The organism is Ottowia sp. (assembly GCF_016703145.1).
GTDB lineage: Bacteria > Pseudomonadota > Gammaproteobacteria > Burkholderiales > Burkholderiaceae_C > Ottowia.
This window is the reverse complement of record NZ_JADJCO010000005.1, coordinates 799917-820168: the sequence shown is the minus strand read 5'-3', so window position 1 is coordinate 820168 and position 20252 is coordinate 799917. Positions and strand designations below refer to the sequence as shown.

The following is a 20252-nucleotide window of genomic DNA, read 5'->3' as shown; positions in this document are numbered from 1 at the left end:
TGGTGCCGGCCAGGAGCGGATTTCTTGATGAACTACCACCCCCTGGCCCTGGCGGCGATCCAGGGCGCGAGGGCCGTGACCAGCAGCACCAGCGGCCACAGGTTGCCGCCCTTGAACGTGTAGGCTTCCAGGATGGCCGGCAGCGTCTTGCCTTGCAGGAGGCCAAGGCAGAACTCGAACGCCACGGTCAATGCCAGCCAGCCCGATCCGACGAAGATCAGCTCGGCCGTCGCACGGGCGCCCAGCCACGGCAGCGACAGGCAGGCGACGGCCAGGATGAGCGCACAAAGCAGCAGCCCGCTCAGCACCAGGCCCGCAGGGCTGCCGATCTTCGGGATGAGCAGCGCCTCGCGCAGCGCGCCGTTGGCGATCGCCAGCAGAAGAATGGCGGCCCAGATGGCGACGGCCTTGAACGCCATGGGCACCATGTCCTTCTCCGAGGGCCTCGCCAGCCGCTCAGGCCTGCGCCAGCGGTACCACCTTGCGCCGGCTGCTGAACGCGGTGGTGGCCAGGCGTTCGCCTCCGCTGCTCACGCCGATCTCGGCGTCGTCCAGGTAGCAGCCAGGGTCCTCGGCCCAGGGGTCGCCCGTCACCTGCTGCGCCCGCACGCGGGTGTTGCCGCCGCAGATGGCCCGGTGCGCGCAGGCGCCGCAGCGGCCGGTGACGGGGCGCGGGCGGCTTTTCAGGCCGGCCATCAGCGGGTCGCTGGTGTCCTGCCAGATGTCGGAAAACAGCCGCGCCTTCACGTTGCCCAGCGTGTGGTGCCACCACATGGTGTCGGGGTGCACGTCGCCCACGTTGTCGATGTTGGCCACGTTCACGCCCGACGAGTTGCCGCCCCACTGCACCAGGCGCTGGCGCACGGCCTCCGTCCAGCGCGGCAGGTGCCGCTGCACCCACATCAGCTGGTACACGCCGTCGGCGTCGTTGTTGCCGGTGACGTACTCGTGCGCGCCGCCGGCCTGGGCGTCGCGCCAGGCGGTGTCGTACAGCAGGTCCAGCGCCTGCCGCGTGGCGAGGTGGCGCGCGTCCTGGCCGCGGTGGATGTTGCCGCGACCGGCGTAGTTGAGGTGGCTGAAGTAGAACTTGTCCACGCCCTCGTCCCGCATCAGCGCCAGCAGCGGGGGCAGGTCGTGCGCGTTCAGCTCGGTCATGGTGAAGCGCAGACCCACCTTCACGCCCAGCTTCTGCAGGTGGCGCACGGCGTTCAGGCTGCGGTCGAACGCGCCCTGCAGGCGGCGGAACTTGTCGTGCGTGGCGCCGATGCCGTCCAGGCTGATGCCCACGTAGTCGAAGCCCGTGGCGGCGATGCGCGCGGCCAGCGGCTGGTCGATGAGCGTGCCGTTGGTGGACAGGCCGACGTAGAAGCGCATGGCCTTGGCGCGCTCGGCCACCTCGAAGATGTCCGGCCGCAGCAGCGGCTCGCCGCCGGAGAGGATGAGCGCCGGCACCTTGAACGCCTTCAGGTCGTCCATCACGCCGAACACCTGCGCTCGGCTCAGCTCGCCGGGGTAGTCGTGGTCGGCCGAGAAGGCGTAGCAGTGCTTGCAGGTCAGGTTGCAGCGGCGGATGAGGTTCCAGATGACCACCGGGCCGGGCGGTCCGCCGCGCCGCGCCGGCGCGGGATAGACGCCCGTCGCCTCGGCGCGGGCCAGCTCGTGCATGAAGTGGGAGATGCGGAACACGGTGTGACAGCCATGGAAGGGAATGCGTCCCATGCTAGGCGGCGCACCCCCAGCGGCCCATGATGTGCATCAATTCCGGGCCAGTCCGCCGATGCGCCGTGCTACGCTGGCGCGACCAGCCCATGAAGACCCTGCTCATCGTCTACCACACGCTGACCGGCGGCACGCGCCAGATGGCCGAGGCCGCCGCGCGGGAAGCGCGCGCGCAGGAGGGCGTGGCGGTGCGCCTGCTGCGCGCCGTGGAGGCCGGCCCCGACGACGTGCTGGCCGCCGACGGCTACCTCTTCGCCGCGCCGGAGAACCTGGCGGCCATCGCCGGCCTGATGAAGGACTTCTTCGACCGCTGCTACTACCCCGTGCTGGAGCGCATCAACGGTCGCCCCTACGCCGCTATGATCTGCGCCGGCAGCGATGGCAGCAACGCCCTGCGCCAGCTGGACCGCATCTGCACCGGCTGGCGCCTGAAGTCCGTCGCGCCGGGCCTCATCGTGTGCACCCACGCCCAAACGCCGGAACGCATCCTGGCGCCGAAAGTCATCGGCGCGGAGGATTTGGAGCGCTGTGCCGAGTTGGGTGGGGGGCTGGCGGCGGGGTTGGGGGCGGGGGTGTTTTAGCATGGGCATCCGCATTTCATCGGCCAGGCCCGGGGGCGAAGAGCTTGCCCGGCTTTTCTCGGAAGTGGGTTGGGGCCGTCCCGGCCACGAGGCTCTGGAGCGGTCGGTCGATTCCTACACGGCGACTCGCGCGGATTCTTCGAGGCGATGGGTTTTCGCTGCTCCAGCGTTCCAGTCACCGCGATGTTCAAGCGGCCGGCCAACCCACCCGAGCCGATCAGTTGAGTACCGAGCGCCCCAGCACACGCATCTGTTTCACATTGGATCCGCTGCTTCGAAGGCGCTGGTGATCGATTTGGCCTAAATCGCCATCCGCAGCCTCAACCCCGTCTTCTTGAGGATCGCGCTCGAAAACAGCACGTCCCGCCCTCGGCACGCATCGCCCAGCAACCCAGCGACCTGCTCCGCCTGCGCCAGCACCTCGCCCCGGCTGTGGCCGTGCAGCATGGCGAACAGGTTGTAGCGCCACACGCCGGCCTTGCGCGGGCGGCGGTAGCAGTGGCTGACGCCGGGAAAGCCGCCGATGAGTTCGCCCAGGCGGTCCACCTGGGTGTCGTCCACGTCCCACACGCTCATGCCGTTGGCGACGTAACCGAGGCGGTAGTGGTTGGGCACGGCGCCGATGCGGCGCACCACGCCGGCGCGCCGCAGCGCGGCCAGGCGCTCGCGCACCTGCGCGCCGGTACAGCCCAGCACGGTGGCCACGCTGTCGTAGGGGCGCGGCGCCAGCGGCAGGCCGGCCTGGGTGGCGGCGATCAGCTCGCGGTCGAAGGCGGTCAGTGCCACGGGCGCGCGCGGCGCGGCGGGCGGGGCGGCAGCAGCAATGGGGCCGCGCGCCAGCAGCGGCAGGTACAGGCCGACGAAGTACTCGCGCTCCTTCGGAAAGGCGTGCACGGGCAGGCCGGTCATGGCCTCGACCTGGTCGCAGGCGGCCCAGGCGGATTCGGGCGTTTCGGCGGCGACCACGAACCACATGTTCAGCGCGTGGTCGCGCCGGTAGTTGTGCGCCACCTCGGGCAGGGCGTTGACCTGGGCGGCCACGCGGTCGAAATCGGCCTCGGGCACCTGCAGCGCGGCCAGGATGAAGCGGCCGCCGGCGCGCTCGATGTGGAACAGCGGGCCGAAGCGGGTGAGCACGCCGGCGGCCAGCATCTGGCCCAGGCGCTCGATCAGCGGCGCCTCGGCCATCCGCAGCTCGGCGGCGACGTCGGTGAAGGGGCGCTCGGTCAGCGGCAGGTCGAGCTGCAGGCGGTCGATCAGGCGCGCGTCGTCCAGGTCGATGCCGGGCGGCAGGCGGGGCGGGGATGGGGCGAGTGCGGGCGCGTCAGTCTGCATGGCGAGGCTCGGGCGAGGGGCGGAAGTAGCGCGCCCCGGTCTGCTTGAAGCGCCGGCGGCTGAACAGCACCTGGCGCGGCCAGCCGGCCAGTCCGGCGCCGGCGATGGCGCCGTGCAGCAGGCCCAGCGTTTCGTCGCGGTGGCGGCCGTGCACCATGCAGTACAGGTTGTAGCGCCAACCGGCCGCGCGCTCGCGCTGGTAGCACAGGGTGACGCCGGGCTGCACGGCCAGCCGGGCGCCGCAGGCGTCGGCGGCGCCATCGGGCACGTCGAACACGGTCATGGCGTTGGCGGCGTAGCCGGCTTCGTGGTGGCGCACCACCAAGCCGAAGCGGCGCAGCGTGCCGGCGTCCAGCCAGGACTGGATGCGGCGCGGCACGTCGGCGGCGGGGCAGCGCAGTTCGCCGGCCCAGGCGGCGAAGGGCTCGGGCACCAGGGGCAGGCCGGCTTCGACCAGGGCGGCCAGCGGGCGGTCGGCGTCCCGCACGCGCGGGGCGCGGCGCTGGAGGGCGGCGCCCGCCGTGGCGGGCCGGTGCAGGTCGAAGCCCAGGTCGATGCGGTAGGGGCGCACCATGCGCAGGCGGGTGACAGGCAGGTTTGCTTCGTTTTCGATAGCTGACAGCGCTTTATCCAAGCCGGCTGAAGAGGTATTTGTCATCACGAACCACAAGTTCAGCGCGTGCTCGCGCTCGTAGTTGTGGTTGACGCCGGGGTGGGCCGACACCAGCGCCGCCACGGCCTCCAGGCGCGCCGGCGGCACCGCCATGGCGCACAGCAGCGCCGCGCCGCCCACGCCGGGCGCCCACACGCCGCCGACGCGGCTGATGGCGCCGCGCGCGGCCAGGCCGGCGCAGGCGGCGAGGGTGTCGTCTTCCGTGGCGCCGAAGCGCTGGGCCAGCGCGTGGAATGGGCGGGGCAGCAGCGGAAAGCCGCGCTGGCCCTCGTTCAGCAGGCGCGCGGCCAGGTCCATGTCAAAACCCGCTGCGCGCGGCGCGCGCGCTGAAGAAGATGCCGCTGGGCGATCGGGCCGGCAGTTCGGCCAGGGTCTGGAAGCTGCGGGTGTCGATGACCGACACGCGGTGGTCGTCGCGCGCGCTGATCCACACCGCCTCGCCGCGCGGCGTGAACTCCATGTGCAGCACGGCCTTGCCGGGCTTGAGCGTCTTGACGACGGCGCGCGTCTGCGTGTCGATGACCTGCACCGTGTCGTAGTCGGGCACGGCGAAGTTGACCCACACCTGCCGCCCGTCGGGCCGCGCCATCACGAAGACCGGCTGGCCGGCGACGGGCACGCGCGCCACTTCCTGCCAGGTGGCGGTGTCCACCACCAGCACCTCGCGCCGGCCGATGGCGGGCAGCCAGGCGTGGCGCCCGGCCACGGCCCAGCCGCGCAGGTGCGGCATCTTGAACACGGGCAGCGGCTGCTCGCCGCGCCCGTAGCCGGCCAGGATGCGCTCCACCCTGGGCGGCTCGGCCCACAGGTCGATCTTGGCCAGGCCGTCCTCGCCGAACAGGCCGGCGATGTAGTGGCGGCCATCGGGCGTGACCAGCGCGTCGTAGGGCTGCTTGCCGATGTCCAGGAACCTGGTGAGGGCGGGCCGGGCCGGGTCGGACAGGTCGGCGATCCAGATCTGCCCGGCGTCGAACAGCGAGAACACGAAGCGCTTGCCCGGCAGGTCGGCCAGGCCGACCACGCGCGAGGGCTTGCCGTCCACCACGGCGGGGATGTCGGCCACCAGGGCGAGCGTGCGCGCGTCGAACACCTTGATGCCGCCGGGCTGGTAGTTCTGCGCCACCACCAGCGTGCCGTCCTGCGAGATGGCGCCGCCGATGCTGTTGCCGGCCTGCCGCACGCGGCCCTCGATGCGGCCGGTGAGCAGGTTGACCCTGGTCAGCGCGCCGTCGCGTCCGAAGACGTAGGCGCGCGCGCCGTCGCGCCCGTACACCACCGAGGCGTGCGACAGGTCGCCCAGGCCCTCGATGGTGCCCAGGCGGCGTCTGGCGCTGGTGTCCACCACGCCCAGGCTGCCGCTGGCGCGCTCGATGACCAGGCCCAGGTCGCCGCTGCCGCGATGAGGCGCGACGAAGGTGGCGGGTGGCGCGGCGCAGCCGGCCGCGAAGGTGGCCGCGAGCAGGGCGCTGGCCCAGCGCCAAGGACGGGTGTTCATCGCGCGGCCTCCGATTCGAGCGGAAAGCCGGCCTGCAGCCGGCGCGCGATCCAGCGCGCGTCAGCCTCGCTGACCAGGCTCTTCCAGCCCGGCATGGGCGTGCCAGGGCGGCCGTGGTAGATGGTGGCCGCGAGGCTGTCGAGGGGCAGGGGGGCCATGGTGTCTCGGGTGAGGGCGGGGCCCAGGCCGCCGGTGAGCTGCAGGCCGTGGCACGAGCCGCAGTCCTGCCGCACCATGCGCACCAGCCGGGCCTGCCGCGCGGGGTCGGGTTCGGCGGCGGTCTGCGCCGCCGTGGCCTGGGCCGCGATCAGCGCGGGCAGGGCGATCCAGGCCATGGGGTGCTTCATGGGCGCGGTTTCGGGGAATGGCGGACCGCCGGCCGGCGAACCTCAGGACTTGAGAATGAACTCGACCGCCGACTTGAGGTCGGCGTCGCTGATCTTGTCCGGGCCGTTGGGCGCCATCGGGATGGGGCCGAACACGCCCGAACCGCCCTTGCGCACCTTGTCGATCAGCTTGGCGGTGACGTCGCCCTGGCCCTTGTACTTGGCGGCGATGTCCTTGAAGGACGGGCCGACCAGCTTCTTGTCCTTGGCGTGGCAGGCGACGCAGCCGGCCTTGTTCATGGCGGCCTCGGGATCGGCCAGGGCCGGGGTGGCCGCGAAGGCCAGCGCGGTGGCGAGGAGGGCAAGGCGTTTCATCGTGAGTCTCCGTTTGTTTGAAGGGGTGGACCAAGGTCCTGGTCATGCGTGGCACTCCGCGCCCGAGAGACCGCGAAGCAGGCCATGCCAGCGGACGCCGTGGAAGGACTTGGCCCGCCCACCAGCGTCGTCCCCCTGGGGGGAAGGCGCGAAGCGCCTCAGGGGGATCAATAAACGTCGTGCTGCGTGTTGTGGATGTTGAACTTGCCCGTCGGCGTGACCAGCTTCGGATCCTTGATCGCCGTCTTGCAGGTGCGGGTCTTGTCGTCCACCACCACGATGGCGGACTCCTTGTCCTTGGCGCTCCAGACGGAGAACCACACCTCGTCGCCCTTGCGGTTGTATTCGGGCTGCACCACGCGCTTGGCGCCGTCGTCCTTGAGGTTGGCGCACGCGGCGATGTCGATCACCTGCGGCGGCTTGCTCAGGTCGCGGATGTCGAACACCGCCACGCTCTGGCTGATCTTCGGATCGGGGTTGAGCGTGGTGTCCACCCACAGGTTGTTGGACTTGGGGTGCGTCTTGATGAACAGCGAGCCGCCACCCTGGCCCTTGAGGCTCTGCACCACCTTCCAGGCGCTGGCCTTGTTCTTGACCGGGTCGGTGCCGATGATGGCGATGCTCTCGTCGCCCAGGCCCGAGGTGGCCCAGACGGGGCCGAACTTGGGGTGCTTGAAGTTGGCGCCCCGGCCGGGGTGTGGGGTCTTGCCCACGTCCACCAGCGCGGCCATCTTGCTGGTTTTGGTGTCCACCACGGCGATCTTGTCGGACGCGTTGGCGGCGGTCATGAAGTAGCGGCGCGTGCTGTCGAAGCCGCCGTCGTGCAGGAACTTGGCGGCGCTCAGCTCCGTCATCTTCAGGTTCTCGAGGTCGGTGTAATCGACCATCAGGATCTTGCCGGTCTCCTTGGCGTTGACCAGGAACTCGGGCTTCTGGTGGCTGGAGACGATGGCGGCCACGCGCGGCTCGGGGTGGAACTCGTTGTTGACGTCCATGCCGCGGGTGCCGACGATCTTGCGGGGTTTCAGCGTGTCGCCGTCCATCATCACGAACTGTGGCGGCCAATAGGTGCCGGCGATGGCGATCTTGTCCTCCCAGCCCTTGAACTTGCTGGTCTCCACGCTGCGCGCCTCCAGGCCGACCTTGATCTCGGCCACGTTGTCGGGCTTTTCCATCCACAGGTCGATCAGGTTCAGCCGCGCGTCGCGGCCGATCACGTACAGGTAGCGGCCCGAGGCCGAGGTGCGCGAGATGTGCACCGCGTAGCCGGTCTTGACGATGTTGATGATCTGCTTGGTGTCGCCGTCGATCAGGGCGATCTCGCCGGCGTCGCGCAGGGTGACGGAGAAGATGTTCTCGATGTTGTAGTTGTTCATCTTCTTCTTCGTGCGCTGGGCGACGGGCACGTACTCCTTCAGCGTCTTCTGCATGTCCGCCAGCGAGAACTCGGGCGGCGTGGGCGCGTCGTGCTGGATGTAGCGCGCCATCAGGTCCACCGTGGCCTCGTCGAAGTCGCCCGAGGTCAGCCAGTTGGGCATGCCGGCGGGCGAGCCGTAGCCGATGAAGACCTTCAGGTAGTCGGTGCCCTTGGGCACCGTGAGGTCCGGCGTCAGCGGCTTGCCGGTGGCGCCCTTGCGCAGCACGCCGTGGCAGCCGGCGCAGCGCTCGAAGTAGATCTGGCGGGCGCGGGTGAACTCGGCCTCCGTCATCGGCGGCGCCTTGGGGTTGGCGGACTGGTGCATCGACTCGCTGCCCAGCGGCGACGCGGCGCCCATGTAGTTGCGTTCGACCCTGGAGACGTCGGGCTTGGCGCCATCGGCGGCCGGCTGCTGTGCCACGGCGGCCGTGCCCAGCAGCAGGGCGGTGCTCAGTACGGCGGTCAGCGGAGAGAGTCTGGGCATCCTCATGGTCGTTCTCATCGTGTGTCTCGTGTCACCACAGCGGCCGGGGGCGGTGGGGCCGGGAGATGGCCGCTGGAGATCGGTCCCGGTCAGCGCGATCTTGCGGGCGATGCGCTGGGCCGTCCTTGACTTGGTTCAAGCCGTGCCAAGGCGAGGTTTGATGTCGATCAAAGTGCCGTTCGCTATGTGATTGATAGCTATTGGCGTAATATCCATGCGGGCTGATGCCTGTTTTATCTTGAAATGACGCTGGCCATGCCGGGCGCCGCGACAGGTACCGTTGATGCAGCGCTGGCGCGATGAGGCACGCCGCTTCGTCAGCGGCTACCGCGGCTCGCCGCTGGGCATGGTGGACCAGCAGATCTCTGGAAGGCGGGCCGGCGGTGGGAGGAAGCGGGCCTGACCTTCGTGACCGCCATCAACGAGGAACTGGCCGCCACGCCTACGGCTCGTCGCCGCACGGCGGCGTGCTGGTGGTGGCGGGCGCCCTTGCAGGCATCAGCCTGCGGCGTCCTCGCCCTTGCAGGGCGCAGCCTTGCCTGCCACGCCGATCACGGCACTGGCGGGCGCGTTCAACGGCCGCTTCCAGGTTGAATCGAACGGCGCCGGGCGCTGCCTTATTCGAGCCGGATGTCCGCCGCCTTGGCGGTTGTGGCCATCCACCGCAAGTCGGCGCCGATCAGCTTGGCGAAGTCGGTAGGGCCGTTGCTGATCACGACCGTGGTGGACATGCCGGCAAACTTTTCCTTCACCGCCGGGTCGCTTGCCGTGGCGGTCAATTCGCGCCGCAGACGTTCGACCACCGGCGCGGGCGTTCCCGCCGCTACCGCATAGCCGCTCCAGAACTCCATCGGCGGCACGTTGAACCCCTGCTCCTTGAGCGTGGGGATGTCGGGCGTGCCGGGGTTTCGCTTGTCCGACAACAAGCCCAATGGCCGGATCGCCTTCTTCTCGATGAACGGTGCCGCCGCGGGCAGGACGGCCGGTATGAACTGGATCTCGCCTTGCGCCAGCGCCACCAGTGCGTCGGGCATGCCCTTGAAAGGGACGTGCGTCACCTCGATGCCCGCGGCCTTGCTGAACATCGAAACCCAGAGGTGCTCCAGGCTGCCGATCCCCACGGAGCCAAAGTTCAACTTGCCTGGATTGGCCTTGCCGTAGGCGATCAGCTCCGCCATGGATGTGAATTTCGACTGCGTGGACACCACCAGCAGGCAGGGGGTCAGGCCGATTTGCGTGATGGGCGTCAGCGACTTCAGCAGGTCGTAGCGCTTCATGGTGGCCTGCGCGGCCGCCATGCCGGTGTTGACGGCGATCAGCGTGTAGCCATCGGCCGGCGCGCTCACGGTGGCCTGCACGCCGATGACGTAGCTGCCGCCCGGCTTGTTGTCGATGACCACGGGCTGCTTCAGTAGCGTCTGCAGGTGGGCGGAGACGATCCGCGCGCCCGCATCCGCGGCACCCCCCGCCGGCAGCGGCACGATGATCTTGACGGGCTTGTTGGGATAGCCTGCTTGCGCAAGCGAAAAACCTGGCGCGGCGGCCGCGGCAACGGCCGTGGCGGTGGCCATGAATTGGCGGCGATGGATGCGGGTCATGGTGAGTCTCCGGGGGTGTCGTGATGAATCGGTGGGTGTCGGTCATGAAAGGCGAATGCCCCGGATCAGGTCGGCCGCTTTCTCGCCGATCATGATGGAGCCCGCATTGGTGTTGGACGACGGCATGGTGGGCATGACGGACGAGTCGATGACGCGCAGGCGCTGCACGCCGCGCACGCGCAATCGCGGATCGACGACGGACGCCGCGTCGCTGCCCATGCGGCAGGTGCCGATGGGATGCCACGAGGTCTGCCCGCATTCCTTGATGTAGTGCAGCAGGCCGGCGTCGTCCTGCACGTCGATGCCGGGGCGGGTCTCGCGCTTCGTCAGGGGCCGCAGCGCCGGCTGGCCCACCACCTTGCGCGCCAGCTTCAGCGCATCGAGCATGGCCGTGATGTCGCGCTCGTGCGTCAGGTAGTTGGCTTCGATGACCGGGTCCACCATCGCATCGGTGCCAGCGGTGTGGATCCAGCCCTTGGACTCCGGCCGCAGCTGGAAGAAACCGATGGTGAAGCCCGGAAACGGATCGAGCCCCATGCCCTTGCCGGTCGAATAGCGGTCGGCGGCGCTCAGGTAGTGCATCTGGATCTTGACCTCCGGGCGGGTGTGTTCCGGGCGCGTGCGGGCCTGGGCGTGCGCCGAGGTCGATGGCGTGGACATGAACCCCCTGCGGTTCAGCAGGTAGCCGGCGCCCATCGCCAGCGTCCTGAACCGGCTGTTGAGCACGTCGTTGAGCGTGACCGGCCGCGTGCACTCGAAGGTGATGCGCGCCTGCAGGTGGTCGCGCAGGTTCTCGCCGACCTCGGGTGCGTCGTGGACCACCGCGATGCCGAGCGACTTCAGGCGCTCGGCCTGCCCGATGCCCGACAGCTCCAGCAGTTGCGGCGACTTGATGGGGCCGGCCGACAGGATCACCTCGCGCCGGGCGCGCGCCACCTTCAGCTGCCCGCCCTGGCGGTATTCGACGCCGACGGCGGCCGTGCCCTCGAACACCACGCGCGTGGCGTGCGCCTGGAGCTGCAGGTTCAGGTTCTGGCGGCCTTCGGCGCTGGCCAGGTGGCCGATGGCCGTGCTGCAGCGCTGGCCGTTGCGGGTGGACAGCTGCAGGTAGTTGACGCCTTCGTACTGGCGGCCGTTGTAGTCGTCGGTCAGCGGAATGCCGGCTTGCTGGCAGGCCGACACGAAGGCGTCGGAGAGCGGGTCGCGCTGCCGGTCGCCCAGCGGGGTCACGCTGATCGGGCCCGAGCGGCCGCGCAACTGGTCGTCGCCCGCCGTCGTGGACTCGAAACGCTTGAAGTACGGCAGGCAGTCCTTGTGCGACCAGCCTTCGCAGCCGTGCAGGTCTTGCCAGTTGTCGTACTCCCGCGGGTCGCCGCGCACGAAGATCATGCCGTTGACCGAACTGGACCCGCCGGGCATCTTGCCGTGCGGCCAATAGATCTCCTGGCCCACCAGGCTCTTCTGCGGCGTGGTCTTCGACTGCCACACGTAGCGCGGGTCCTGCAGGATCTTGGCCACGCCCACCGGCGTGCGCACCCAGAAGTCCTTGTGGTTGGCCGCGCCGGCCTCCAGCAGCAGCACCGTGGTGCCCGGGTCCTCGCTCAGGCGGGTGGCGAGCGCGGCGCCGGCCGAGCCCGCGCCGACGATGACGTAGTCGTATTCGGTGTGTGTCATGACGTTCCTTGCAGGAAGGCTTGCAATGCGCGGGCTTCCTGGCCCATGCGCTCGAACTGCACGTCCGGCATCTCGCTCTGCTCGAAGCCGGGTCCGGTCTGTTGGGGCATCGGGGCCACCATCAGGTCGACCAGCACGGGGCCATCCTGGGCGAGCAGGGCACTGAAGCGCGCGGGCCAGGCGGCCGGGTCGTCCACCGTCTCGGCGTGCCGGTAGCCAGCATTGCGCGCGGCTTGCGTGAAGCTGAAGCTGGCGTGCGGCGACCGGCTGTTGGCCAGCCCCGAGAACTGCGCGCCGTTGTGGATCACGACGTGCAGCAGGTTCGCGGGCGCCTGCACCGCGACGGTGTTCAGGCTGCCCAGTTCCATCAGCAGGCTGGCATCGCCATCCACCACGATCACGCGGCGCTGGGGCTGCGCCAGCGCCAGGCCCAGGCCGATGCCGGCCGACCCGCCCATCAGCGGCACGGCGTTGATGCGGTTGGCGGGCTTGGGCAGGCCCAGTTCGGCCTCGATGCGGTCGAGCGCGAACATGGCGCCCATGGTCGCCACCAGCAGTGAATCGGCGGGGCGCCGCTGCGCGATGGGCGCGCAGGCTTGAATCATGTTCATCATGGTTTAGCTCCAGGCCAGCGGTGCGGACACCAGGACGACGACGGCATTGCCGGTGTCCGCGGCTTGCGCGTACGCCTTTTCAATGCAGGGCAGGTCGGCCGTGGCATCGAGCCGGTGAAAGGCGATGCCCAGGGTGTCCAGCAGCGGCTCCATCAGGCGCACCATGGTGCGGCGCGACGCCGTGGCCGGTTGGCCGAGGTTGTCGAACTCGCGGCCGAACTGGCCCACCATCAGGACCAGCGGAATGCGCGCATCGAGGCACACCGCGCGCAGCGTGTTGACGCAGTTGTAGAAGCCCTGGTTCTGCATCACCAGCACCGGGCGCTGGCCGCCCAGCGTGAGGCCGGCCGCGACGGTGACGGCCTGGTTCTCGTTGCAGGTGTTGATGAGCGCGAGGCCGTCCTCGCCCGCTTCGAGCCGCGCATGCAGGGCCAGTTGCACCCAGTCGGGCACGGTGACGACGTGGCCGACGCCGCATTGCCGCAGCGCCGCCACGTACCGCGATGCGGGCACACTGTGGTCTTTCAAATGTTTGTCGGTCATGGTCCTGGCGTCCTTCGATGGAGCGCGAGTGTGTGGGTCGAGGCCCGTGGGCGTCTGTCCAAAATCCGACAAATCTTCTAGTGAAAAACCATGACTTCCCAACTTCAGGCGGCGATGGAGGCCATCGGGCAGACGGCGTGGTTTTCGGGCCTGGAGTCGGTGGTTCTGGAGCGGCTCGCCGAGCGCTGCCTGCCCTGCCATCTGCAGCCCCGTGAGGCGCTGACGCGCCGCGGGCAGCCCCAGACGCAGATGTATTTCGTGCGCTCGGGCAGCCTGGAACTCAGCATCCACGGGCGCGACGGCAAGCGGCACGTCACGCGCTATCTGCAACCTGGCGAGGTGTATGGCCTGATCCCGGTGATAGACGGCAAGGGCGCCATCCACGACGCGGACGCCCACGGGCCGACGGAACTGCTGCAACTCTCGCGGGACGTGCTGCTGTCGGAGCTGCGGACGCAGCCGTCGTTGGCGTTGCGCCTGCTGCAACTGCTGTGCGGGCGCTCGCGCCAGCAGTACGAGCTGTTCGCGTTCCAGCAGCTGCTGTCCATCCAGGCCCGCCTGGTGCATCTGCTCATGATCGTCGCCAACATCGAAACACAGCCGGGCGCGCTGCCCCAGCGGGAGATCGAGATCCTCATGACGCAGAGCGAATTGAGCGACATGCTCGGCGTCAGCCGGCAGAGCCTGAGCGTCGAACTCAAGAAGCTCGAACACCAGGCCCTGATCCGGATCGCGCACGCGAAGGTGGTGGTGACCGACCCGTCCGGGCTGGCGCGCCATGCAAGTGCGCTGATTTGATCGGGCGCCATCGGCGGCGGACAGGCATGCCGCCGCATGGGCGGGGTGCGCGGCAGGAGAGGGCGGATGCTTCGTATTTGATAGCTATAAGTGTATTGTTGACGCCGACAAATGCCCTGTTTCATTCATTTTTCTTTCAGCACGGCGGCTCTGGGTACCCGCAGCCGCACCTTGGCAAAAGAGACGTGGGCTGGTTTGACGCGGGCCTCATTTTGTGACCCAATAAAGGGGATCAATTATTGAGGCCGCCATGCAAACCTTCACCATCCGCGAACTGCGCGAGCGCTCAGGTGACCTCAGCCGCGAGGCCGAGGAGGGGCGGCTCGCGCTGGTGACCCGCCACGGGCAACCGTTGTTCGTCAGCGTGCCTTTCACCGACGAACTGCTGGCCGCGGGTGTCCACGCGGCGCTGGCCGTTGGGTTGTTCAAGAGCGGCGAACTCACCTCCGCGCGTGCGGCGAAGCTGGCGCGGATGAGCCTGCCACGGTTTCTGGCGCACCTGAGCGACCAGGGCATCGCGGTGGTTGATCACGACCCGGCCGAGCTGGCGCAGGAACTCGCTGCCTTCGATGCGGCGCAATGAACCGGCCAGCCTCGAAACGACCTGTCGTCGTTTCTGATTCCGGGCCGTTGATCGCGCTGGCCGGTTGTGGCCACCTGGAACTGCTGAGCGCCGTTTTCGACCAGATCCACGTGCCGCGGGTGGTGCTGGATGAAACCACGGCGGATCGCTCGCGCCCGGGCGCCGACGGCATCGCGGCCTTCGTGCAAGCACATGCGCGGGTGCATCCGCGCCGCGATGACGCCCGCTACACGGCCGCCGTCAGCCACCTCGACGAAGGCGAGGCGCAGGCGCTCAGCCTGGCGCACGCGCTGGGGTGCGGGGTGCTGATGGACGAACGCCGCGGCCGTCAGACCGCGATCCGCCAAGGTGTGCCCTTGTTTGGCGTGCTGGGTGTGCTGCTGCAAGCCAAGCGCACGGGCAAGATCGAGCGCATCGCCGGCGCGCTGGACCAGATGCAGGCCAATGGCTACCGCATTTCACGGGCGTTGATCGACGCCGCCTTGAAACTCGCTGGCGAGGCAGGCTGATCCCCTCGGCGCAACCCGTTTGGCCCTCCGGGTCTACAGTGTCCTCATCCGCAACCCGGAGACACGCCATGTCCGATACCCATGCGGCGGACACCGCCATCCGCCGCGCCGACTACCAGCTGGACCACAACCTGTGGGCGCGCGCGGGCCAGGTGTTCATGACCGGCACGCAGGCGCTGGTGCGGCTGCCGCTGATGCAGCGCTGGCGCGACGAGGCGCAGGGCTGGGACACACGCGGCTTCGTCAGCGGCTACCGCGGCTCGCCGCTGGGCATGGTGGATCTGCAGATCTGGAAGGCCGGCCAGCGCTGGGAGGAACAGGGCCTCACTTTCGTACCCGCCATCAACGAGGAACTGGCCGCCACGCAGGTGCTGGGCACGCAGCGGGTGGAGAGCGACCCCGAGCGCACCTGCGCCGGCGTGTTTGCCCTGTGGTACGGCAAGGGGCCGGGCGTGGACCGCGCGGGCGACGCGATCAAGCACGGCAACGCCTACGGCTCGTCGCCGCACGGCGGCGTGCTGGTGGTGGCGGGGGACGACCATGGCTGTGTATCGTCGTCCATGCCGCACCAGAGCGATCAGCTCTTTCAGGCGTACCACATGCCGGTCGTCGCGCCGGCCAATGTGGCCGAGCACCTGGAGTTCGGGCTGTACGGCTGGCAGCTGTCGCGCTTCTCGGGCAACTGGGTGGCGATGACGTCGCTGTCGGAGGTGGTGGAAAGCGGCGCCACGGTGGATTTGGACACCGTGAACGCCCGCGCGGCGGCATGGAAGACGGCCGACGAGGTGTGCGCCACCACCGGCTACGCCGCCCCGCCCAGTGGCCTGCACATGCGCTGGCCCGATCTGCCATCGCTACAGATCGAGGAGCGTCTGGCCGCCAAGCTGCAGGCGGTGGCGGCGTTTGCCGCTGTCAACTCGATCGACCGCACGGTGATCGAATCGCCCCGCGCCACGGTCGGCATCGTCACCTGCGGCAAGGCGCACTACGACCTGATGGAAGTGCTGCGCCGGCTGGAGATCACGCCCGCCCTGCTGGCCGAGGCCGGCGTGCGCCTGTACAAGGTGGGGCTGGCGTTCCCCATCGAGACCACGCGCGCGCTGGCGTTCGCGCGCGGCCTGGACGAGATCCTGGTCGTCGAGGAAAAAGGCCCGGTGGTGGAGACGCAGCTGCGCGACCTGTTCTATCACGCGCCGCACGGCCTGCGCCCGGCCATCCTGGGCAAGCGCGACGCGCACGGGGCGCCGCTGGTGAGCAGCCTGGGCGAGCTGCGCCCCTCGCGCCTGATCGAGCTGATGGCCGACTGGCTGATCCGCCATTTTCCGCAGCGCTTCGGCGACCGGCGCGCGCACGTGCGCGACTTCACGCTGCCCGAGCTGCTGTCCAACGGCGCGGACAGCGTCAAGCGCCTGCCCTACTTCTGCGCCGGCTGCCCGCACAACACATCGACCAAGGTGCCCGAGGGATCGACCGCGCGCGCCGGCATCGGCTGCCACTTCATGGCCAACTGGATGGAGCGCGACACCGCCGGGCTGATCCAGATGGGCGGCGAGGGCGTGGACTGGGTGTCGCACGCGCGCTTCACGCGCACGCCGCACGTGTTCCAGAACCTGGGCGACGGCACCTACTACCACTCGGGCTACCTGGCCATCCGGCAGGCGGTGGCGGCGCGGGCGCGCATCACCTACAAGATCCTGTTCAACGACGCCGTGGCCATGACCGGCGGCCAGCCGGTGGACGGCATCATCAGCGTGGACGCCATCGCGCGCCAGGTGGAGAGCGAGGGCGTGAAGCAGGTGGTGGTGGTGTCGGACGACATCGCCAAGTACGGCGCCATCAAAAGCCGCTTTCCGGCCGGCACCGAATTCCACGACCGCGACGAACTGGACGCCGTGCAGCGCCGCCTGCGCGAGGTGGAGGGCGTCACCGTGCTGATCTATGAGCAGACCTGCGCCGCCGAGAAGCGCCGCCGCCGCAAGAAGGGCGCACTGGCCGACCCGGACCGGCGCCTGTTCATCAACGAGGCCGTGTGCGAGGGCTGCGGCGACTGCGGCGTGCAGAGCAACTGCGTGGCCGTGCTGCCGCACGAGACGCCGCTGGGCCGCAAGCGCCGCATCGACCAGACCGCGTGCAACAAGGACTATTCCTGCGCCAAGGGCTTCTGCCCCAGCTTCGTCGGCGTGAGCGGCGGCCGGCTGCGCAAGAAGGCCGGCGCGCTGGCCGGCGGGGTGGACGGCGCCGACGACGCCTTCCACCGCCTGGTGCGCGGCCTGCCTCCGCCCGCGCCGCACGCGTGGACAGGCCCGTACGACCTGCTGGTGACCGGCGTCGGCGGCACCGGCGTGGTGACCGTGGGCGCCGTCGTCGCCATGGCCGCGCACCTGGAGGGCAAGAGCGCCAGCGTGCTCGACTTCATGGGCTTCGCGCAGAAGGGCGGCGCGGTGCTGTCCTTCGTGCGGCTGGCCGATGTTCCTGAGCGCCTGAACCAGGTGCGCATCGACACCCAGCAGGCCGACGCCATCCTGGCCTGCGACACCGTGGTCGCCGCCCAGCCCGAGGCCCTGGGCACCGTGCGCCACGGCCGCACGCGCGTGCTGGCCAACGTGCACGAGACGCCGGTGGCCGAATCGCTGAAGAACCCCGACGCCAGCCTGAAGATCGCGCTGCTGCTGGCCAAGCTGCGCTTCGCCGCCGGCGACGAGCGCGTGGACACCTTCGACGCACAGGCGCTGGCCGAGGACTTCCTGGGCGACACGGTGACGGCCAACATCGTGGCGCTGGGCCAGGCCTGGCAGCGGGGGCTGGTGCCGGTGAGGCTGGCGGCGCTGGAGCGCGCGATCGAGCTGAACGGCGTGGCCGTGGAGGCCAACCGCCTGGCGTTCTCGCTCGGCCGCCTGGCCGCCTTCGATCCCGGCGCCTGCGAGGCGCTGCTGGGCCCGTCCGCCGATGCGGCGCCCGCGCACGAGTCGCTGGACGAGCTGGTCGCCCACGGCATGAGCCACCTCACCGCCTACCAGAACGCCGCGTGGGCCGAGCGCTACGCCGCCCTGGTGCGCGAAGCCCACGCGCGCGAGCAGGCCGTCGCGCCCGGCAGCGAGCGCCTGGCCCGTGCCGTGGCCCGGTCGCTGCGCAAGCTGATGGCCTACAAGGATGAGTACGAGGTCGCGCGCCTGTACACCGACGGCGGCTTCCAGGCCGCGCTGGCGCACCAGTTCGAGGGTGAGCTGAAGCTCGAATTTCACATGGCCCCGCCGCTGTGGCGCCGGCCCCGGGGTGGCGAGCCGCCGCGCAAGGTGCGCCTGGGCGGTTGGCTGCTGCCCGCCATGCGCCTGCTGGCCAAGGGCAAGGCGCTGCGCGGCGGCCCGCTGGACCTGTTCGGCCGCACCGCCGAGCGCCGCCTGGAGCGTGAGCTGATCGCGCGCCACGAAGCCCGCGTGCGCGAGCTGCTGCCGCAGATCGACGCCGCCCGCTTGCCGCTGGCCGCCGAGATCGCCGCCGTGCCGTTGTCGATGCGCGGCTTCGGCCACGTCAAGCACGCCAACGTGCTGCTGGCCCGCGTGCGCGAGGCCGAGCTGCTGCACCGCTTCGACCCGGCGCGCTACCCGGCGCCGCCCGCGCGGCCAGGGGCGGGGCAGTTGCGCGGGATTCCGGTGGTGGCGTCGACGTGACGCCCCGGTTGCTATTGTTGATGTAGCTGACGGCGCAACAGGGGCGCTGGCCAGAGGCCGATCTGGCTTGAAACCTGCTCAGGCCGCGCTGGTCAGCTTCAGCCCCAGGATGCCGGCCACGATCAGCGCCACGCAGATCAGGCGCGGCGCGTTGGCGGGGTCGTTGAACAGCACGATGCCCAGGATCACCGTGCCCACGGCGCCGATGCCCGTCCACACCGCGTAGGCCGTGCCCACCGGCAGCCCGCGCATGCCCAGGCCCAGCAGCGCCACGCTGATCGCCATGGCCAGCACGGTGCCCACGCTGGGCCATAGCCGCGTGAAGCCGTGCGTGTACTTCAGGCCCACGGCCCAGGCGACCTCGAACAGGCCGGCGATGCAGATGAGGATCCAGGACACGGGCGTGACTCCTTGACGAAGGTGGGATCGTTCTCAGGGATGCTATTAAATATAGAGCTGTTGGCGAAGCATCCATGCGGCCTTAAGCCATATTTGGCTAATAATTCTCGGATTCTAGCCGCCGCGGGTCGTCCTCGGCGCGCCAACCACCCATGAGCGCTGCGCTCGGCCGCCCGAAGCAAGCTCGCACCGCAGCCAAAGGCGAAGCAACTTCAGTGATCCCGAGGGTCAACCGATCTCCGGCCAGCGCTTGCGCAGCCAGACCCAGGCCACCAGCCCCACGGCCATGAAGGCGGAGGACATCAGCGCCAGCCCCAGGGCCGAGTGCATCACCAGCGGCGCCACGACGCCGGCGACCACGCCGTTGGACGCGGAGCCCACCACCGCCTGCAGCGACGAGGCCATGCCGCGCCGCTCGGGGTGCAGGTCGAGCACCAGCAGCGTCACCACCGGCACCATCAGCGCCCAGCCGAAGGCGAGGAAGGTAACCGGCCACATCGACCACCACGCGCTGGGCGCCAGCACGGCGTTGGCCGCGATGTTGATCAGCGAGACCACCAGCATGATGCGGAAGCCCTGCATGATCTGGTTCTTGGGCCGCACCTTGCCGGCCATGCGGCCCGACAGCCACGAGCCAGCCATGATGCCGGAGATGCTGAGGATGAAGAACCAGAAGAACTGCGTCGGCTTGAGCTGCAGGATGTCGCCCAGAAAGGCCGGGGCCGACAGGATGTACAGGAACAGCCCGTTGAAGGGCACGCCCGAGGCCAGCGCCAGCAGCATGAAGCGCGGGTCGGACAGCAGTGCCCAGTACCCGCGCATCAGGTGGCGGACCTGGAACGGCTGGCGGTCCTGGGCGTGCAGGGTCTCGGGCAGGAGCTTCAGGTTGGCCACCGTCAGCACCACGCCCACGCCCACCAGGAACCAGAACACGGCGTGCCAGCCCAGGTACTCGGACAGCACGCCGCCCACCACCGGCGCCACCGCCGGGGCGATGCCGAAGAAGATGGTCACCTGGCTCATCACGCGCTGCGCCTCCGAGGGCGGGAACATGTCGCGGATGACCGCGCGCGAGACCACCACCCCCGCGCCCGTGGACAGGCCCTGCAGCGCGCGGAAGAACACGAGCTGGCCCACCGTCTGCGACAGCGCGCAACCCACCGAGGCCAGGGTGAACAGCAGCAGCCCGCCCAGGATCACCGGCCGGCGGCCGAAGCTGTCGGACAGCGCGCCGTGGAACAGGTTCATGAAGGCGAAGCCGAACAGGTAGGCCGACAGCGTCTGTTGCATCTGCACCGGCGTGGCGTTCAGCGACTGGGCGATGGCCGAGAACGCGGGGATGTAGGTGTCGATGGAAAACGGCCCCAGCATCCCCAGCACGGCCAGCAGGATGGCCAGGGTCCAGCGTGGGGCCGTCCACAGTCGGGCGGCGTCAGGATTCATGGATTGCTACAAATAAAA

General features: G+C 69.6%; 19 protein-coding genes and 1 pseudogene. 5 read left to right on the top strand and 15 right to left on the bottom strand.

Annotated elements, in window-relative coordinates; all coding sequences use genetic code 11:
• Positions 1-32: 32 nt before the first annotated feature.
• A complete protein-coding gene (locus IPG65_RS16930; RefSeq protein WP_293192062.1) occupies positions 33-419 on the bottom strand; it encodes a hypothetical protein in 387 nt (128 codons plus the stop codon).
• 37 nt (positions 420-456) lie between these two features.
• Positions 457-1686, bottom strand: coding sequence for a heme d1 biosynthesis radical SAM protein NirJ (gene nirJ, locus IPG65_RS16925; RefSeq protein WP_293192061.1), 1230 nt, complete (start codon positions 1684-1686; stop codon positions 457-459).
• A 122-nt stretch (positions 1687-1808) separates the two neighbouring features.
• Here nirJ and IPG65_RS16920 point away from each other — a divergent pair, with 122 nt between their 5' ends.
• Entirely contained in the window at positions 1809-2300 is a 492-nt protein-coding gene (locus IPG65_RS16920) for an NAD(P)H-dependent oxidoreductase (RefSeq protein WP_293192059.1), read from the top strand.
• Positions 2301-2600: 300 nt separating this feature from the next.
• Here the strand turns inward: IPG65_RS16920 and IPG65_RS16915 are convergent, their stop codons facing one another.
• From IPG65_RS16915 to IPG65_RS16865, 11 genes and pseudogenes are all read right to left on the bottom strand, one after another.
• A complete protein-coding gene (locus IPG65_RS16915) occupies positions 2601-3086 on the bottom strand; it encodes an Lrp/AsnC family transcriptional regulator (RefSeq protein ID WP_293193046.1) in 486 nt (161 codons plus the stop codon).
• A 90-nt stretch (positions 3087-3176) separates the two neighbouring features.
• Positions 3177-3452, bottom strand: a pseudogene (locus tag IPG65_RS16910) (Lrp/AsnC family transcriptional regulator); the annotation flags it as partial.
• Positions 3453-3624: 172 nt separating this feature from the next.
• A complete protein-coding gene (locus tag IPG65_RS16905; RefSeq protein ID WP_293192057.1) occupies positions 3625-4605 on the bottom strand; it encodes an Lrp/AsnC family transcriptional regulator in 981 nt (326 codons plus the stop codon).
• Between the two features lies 1 nt (position 4606).
• The gene (locus IPG65_RS16900) at positions 4607-5803 is read right to left on the bottom strand and encodes a cytochrome D1 domain-containing protein (RefSeq protein WP_293192055.1); all 1197 of its coding nucleotides are present in this window, start codon (positions 5801-5803) and stop codon (positions 4607-4609) included.
• Positions 5800-6150, bottom strand: a complete 351-nt coding sequence (locus IPG65_RS16895) for a cytochrome c (protein WP_293192053.1) — start codon at positions 6148-6150, stop codon at positions 5800-5802. The genes IPG65_RS16900 and IPG65_RS16895 overlap by 4 nt, the downstream gene beginning before the upstream one ends.
• A 42-nt stretch (positions 6151-6192) precedes the next feature.
• The gene (locus tag IPG65_RS16890; RefSeq protein ID WP_293192050.1) at positions 6193-6504 is read right to left on the bottom strand and encodes a c-type cytochrome; all 312 of its coding nucleotides are present in this window, start codon (positions 6502-6504) and stop codon (positions 6193-6195) included.
• Positions 6505-6671: 167 nt separating this feature from the next.
• Positions 6672-8411 carry a nitrite reductase gene (locus IPG65_RS16885; protein WP_293192048.1) on the bottom strand — a complete coding sequence of 580 codons (1740 nt, stop codon included), beginning with the start codon at positions 8409-8411 and terminating at the stop codon, positions 6672-6674.
• A 611-nt stretch (positions 8412-9022) separates the two neighbouring features.
• Entirely contained in the window at positions 9023-10003 is a 981-nt protein-coding gene (locus IPG65_RS16880; protein WP_293192045.1) for a tripartite tricarboxylate transporter substrate binding protein, read from the bottom strand.
• A 42-nt stretch (positions 10004-10045) separates the two neighbouring features.
• Positions 10046-11677, bottom strand: a complete 1632-nt coding sequence (locus tag IPG65_RS16875; RefSeq protein ID WP_293192043.1) for a GMC family oxidoreductase N-terminal domain-containing protein — start codon at positions 11675-11677, stop codon at positions 10046-10048.
• Complete coding sequence (locus tag IPG65_RS16870) at positions 11674-12291, bottom strand: thiamine pyrophosphate-dependent enzyme (RefSeq protein ID WP_293192041.1); 618 nt, start codon at positions 12289-12291, stop codon at positions 11674-11676. Before IPG65_RS16870 ends, IPG65_RS16875 begins: the two co-directional genes overlap by 4 nt.
• 3 nt (positions 12292-12294) lie before the next feature.
• Positions 12295-12834 carry a thiamine pyrophosphate-binding protein gene (locus IPG65_RS16865; RefSeq protein WP_293192039.1) on the bottom strand — a complete coding sequence of 180 codons (540 nt, stop codon included), beginning with the start codon at positions 12832-12834 and terminating at the stop codon, positions 12295-12297.
• A gap of 90 nt (positions 12835-12924) precedes the next feature.
• On the opposite strand from IPG65_RS16865, the gene IPG65_RS16860 reads away from it, so the two are divergent.
• From IPG65_RS16860 to IPG65_RS16845, 4 genes are all read left to right on the top strand, one after another.
• On the top strand, positions 12925-13632 hold the full coding sequence (locus IPG65_RS16860) for a Crp/Fnr family transcriptional regulator (protein ID WP_293192037.1): 708 nt from the start codon (positions 12925-12927) through the stop codon (positions 13630-13632).
• Positions 13633-13882: 250 nt separating this feature from the next.
• The gene (locus IPG65_RS16855; RefSeq protein WP_293192035.1) at positions 13883-14215 is read left to right on the top strand and encodes a UPF0175 family protein; all 333 of its coding nucleotides are present in this window, start codon (positions 13883-13885) and stop codon (positions 14213-14215) included.
• Positions 14212-14724, top strand: coding sequence for a DUF3368 domain-containing protein (locus IPG65_RS16850; protein ID WP_293192032.1), 513 nt, complete (start codon positions 14212-14214; stop codon positions 14722-14724). The genes IPG65_RS16855 and IPG65_RS16850 overlap by 4 nt, the downstream gene beginning before the upstream one ends.
• A gap of 68 nt (positions 14725-14792) precedes the next feature.
• Entirely contained in the window at positions 14793-18392 is a 3600-nt protein-coding gene (locus IPG65_RS16845) for an indolepyruvate ferredoxin oxidoreductase family protein (RefSeq protein ID WP_293192029.1), read from the top strand.
• Positions 18393-18470: 78 nt separating this feature from the next.
• On the opposite strand, the gene sugE is transcribed toward IPG65_RS16845, so the two are convergent.
• Positions 18471-18791: a quaternary ammonium compound efflux SMR transporter SugE gene (gene sugE, locus IPG65_RS16840; RefSeq protein WP_293192027.1), complete on the bottom strand. Its 321-nt coding sequence runs from the start codon at positions 18789-18791 to the stop codon at positions 18471-18473.
• A gap of 228 nt (positions 18792-19019) precedes the next feature.
• Complete coding sequence (locus IPG65_RS16835) at positions 19020-20234, bottom strand: multidrug effflux MFS transporter (protein ID WP_293192024.1); 1215 nt, start codon at positions 20232-20234, stop codon at positions 19020-19022.
• Positions 20235-20252 lie beyond the last annotated feature (18 nt).

Excerpts from the sequence above, each read along its gene's own strand:
- IPG65_RS16865 (WP_293192039.1), bottom strand. The coding sequence starts at position 12,834 with ATGACCGACAAACATTTGAAAGACCACAGTGTGCCCGCATCGCGGTAC.
- IPG65_RS16930 (WP_293192062.1), bottom strand. The coding sequence starts at position 419 with ATGGCGTTCAAGGCCGTCGCCATCTGGGCCGCCATTCTTCTGCTGGCG.
- IPG65_RS16895 (WP_293192053.1), bottom strand. The coding sequence starts at position 6,150 with ATGAAGCACCCCATGGCCTGGATCGCCCTGCCCGCGCTGATCGCGGCC.
- IPG65_RS16900 (WP_293192055.1), bottom strand. The coding sequence starts at position 5,803 with ATGAACACCCGTCCTTGGCGCTGGGCCAGCGCCCTGCTCGCGGCCACC.
- IPG65_RS16860 (WP_293192037.1), top strand. The coding sequence starts at position 12,925 with ATGACTTCCCAACTTCAGGCGGCGATGGAGGCCATCGGGCAGACGGCG.
- IPG65_RS16855 (WP_293192035.1), top strand. The coding sequence starts at position 13,883 with ATGCAAACCTTCACCATCCGCGAACTGCGCGAGCGCTCAGGTGACCTC.
- IPG65_RS16880 (WP_293192045.1), bottom strand. The coding sequence starts at position 10,003 with ATGACCCGCATCCATCGCCGCCAATTCATGGCCACCGCCACGGCCGTT.
- IPG65_RS16835 (WP_293192024.1), bottom strand. The coding sequence starts at position 20,234 with ATGAATCCTGACGCCGCCCGACTGTGGACGGCCCCACGCTGGACCCTG.
- IPG65_RS16870 (WP_293192041.1), bottom strand. The coding sequence starts at position 12,291 with ATGATGAACATGATTCAAGCCTGCGCGCCCATCGCGCAGCGGCGCCCC.
- IPG65_RS16920 (WP_293192059.1), top strand. The coding sequence starts at position 1,809 with ATGAAGACCCTGCTCATCGTCTACCACACGCTGACCGGCGGCACGCGC.
- IPG65_RS16890 (WP_293192050.1), bottom strand. The coding sequence starts at position 6,504 with ATGAAACGCCTTGCCCTCCTCGCCACCGCGCTGGCCTTCGCGGCCACC.
- IPG65_RS16885 (WP_293192048.1), bottom strand. The coding sequence starts at position 8,411 with ATGAGGATGCCCAGACTCTCTCCGCTGACCGCCGTACTGAGCACCGCC.
- IPG65_RS16850 (WP_293192032.1), top strand. The coding sequence starts at position 14,212 with ATGAACCGGCCAGCCTCGAAACGACCTGTCGTCGTTTCTGATTCCGGG.
- IPG65_RS16905 (WP_293192057.1), bottom strand. The coding sequence starts at position 4,605 with ATGGACCTGGCCGCGCGCCTGCTGAACGAGGGCCAGCGCGGCTTTCCG.
- IPG65_RS16845 (WP_293192029.1), top strand. The coding sequence starts at position 14,793 with ATGTCCGATACCCATGCGGCGGACACCGCCATCCGCCGCGCCGACTAC.
- IPG65_RS16875 (WP_293192043.1), bottom strand. The coding sequence starts at position 11,677 with ATGACACACACCGAATACGACTACGTCATCGTCGGCGCGGGCTCGGCC.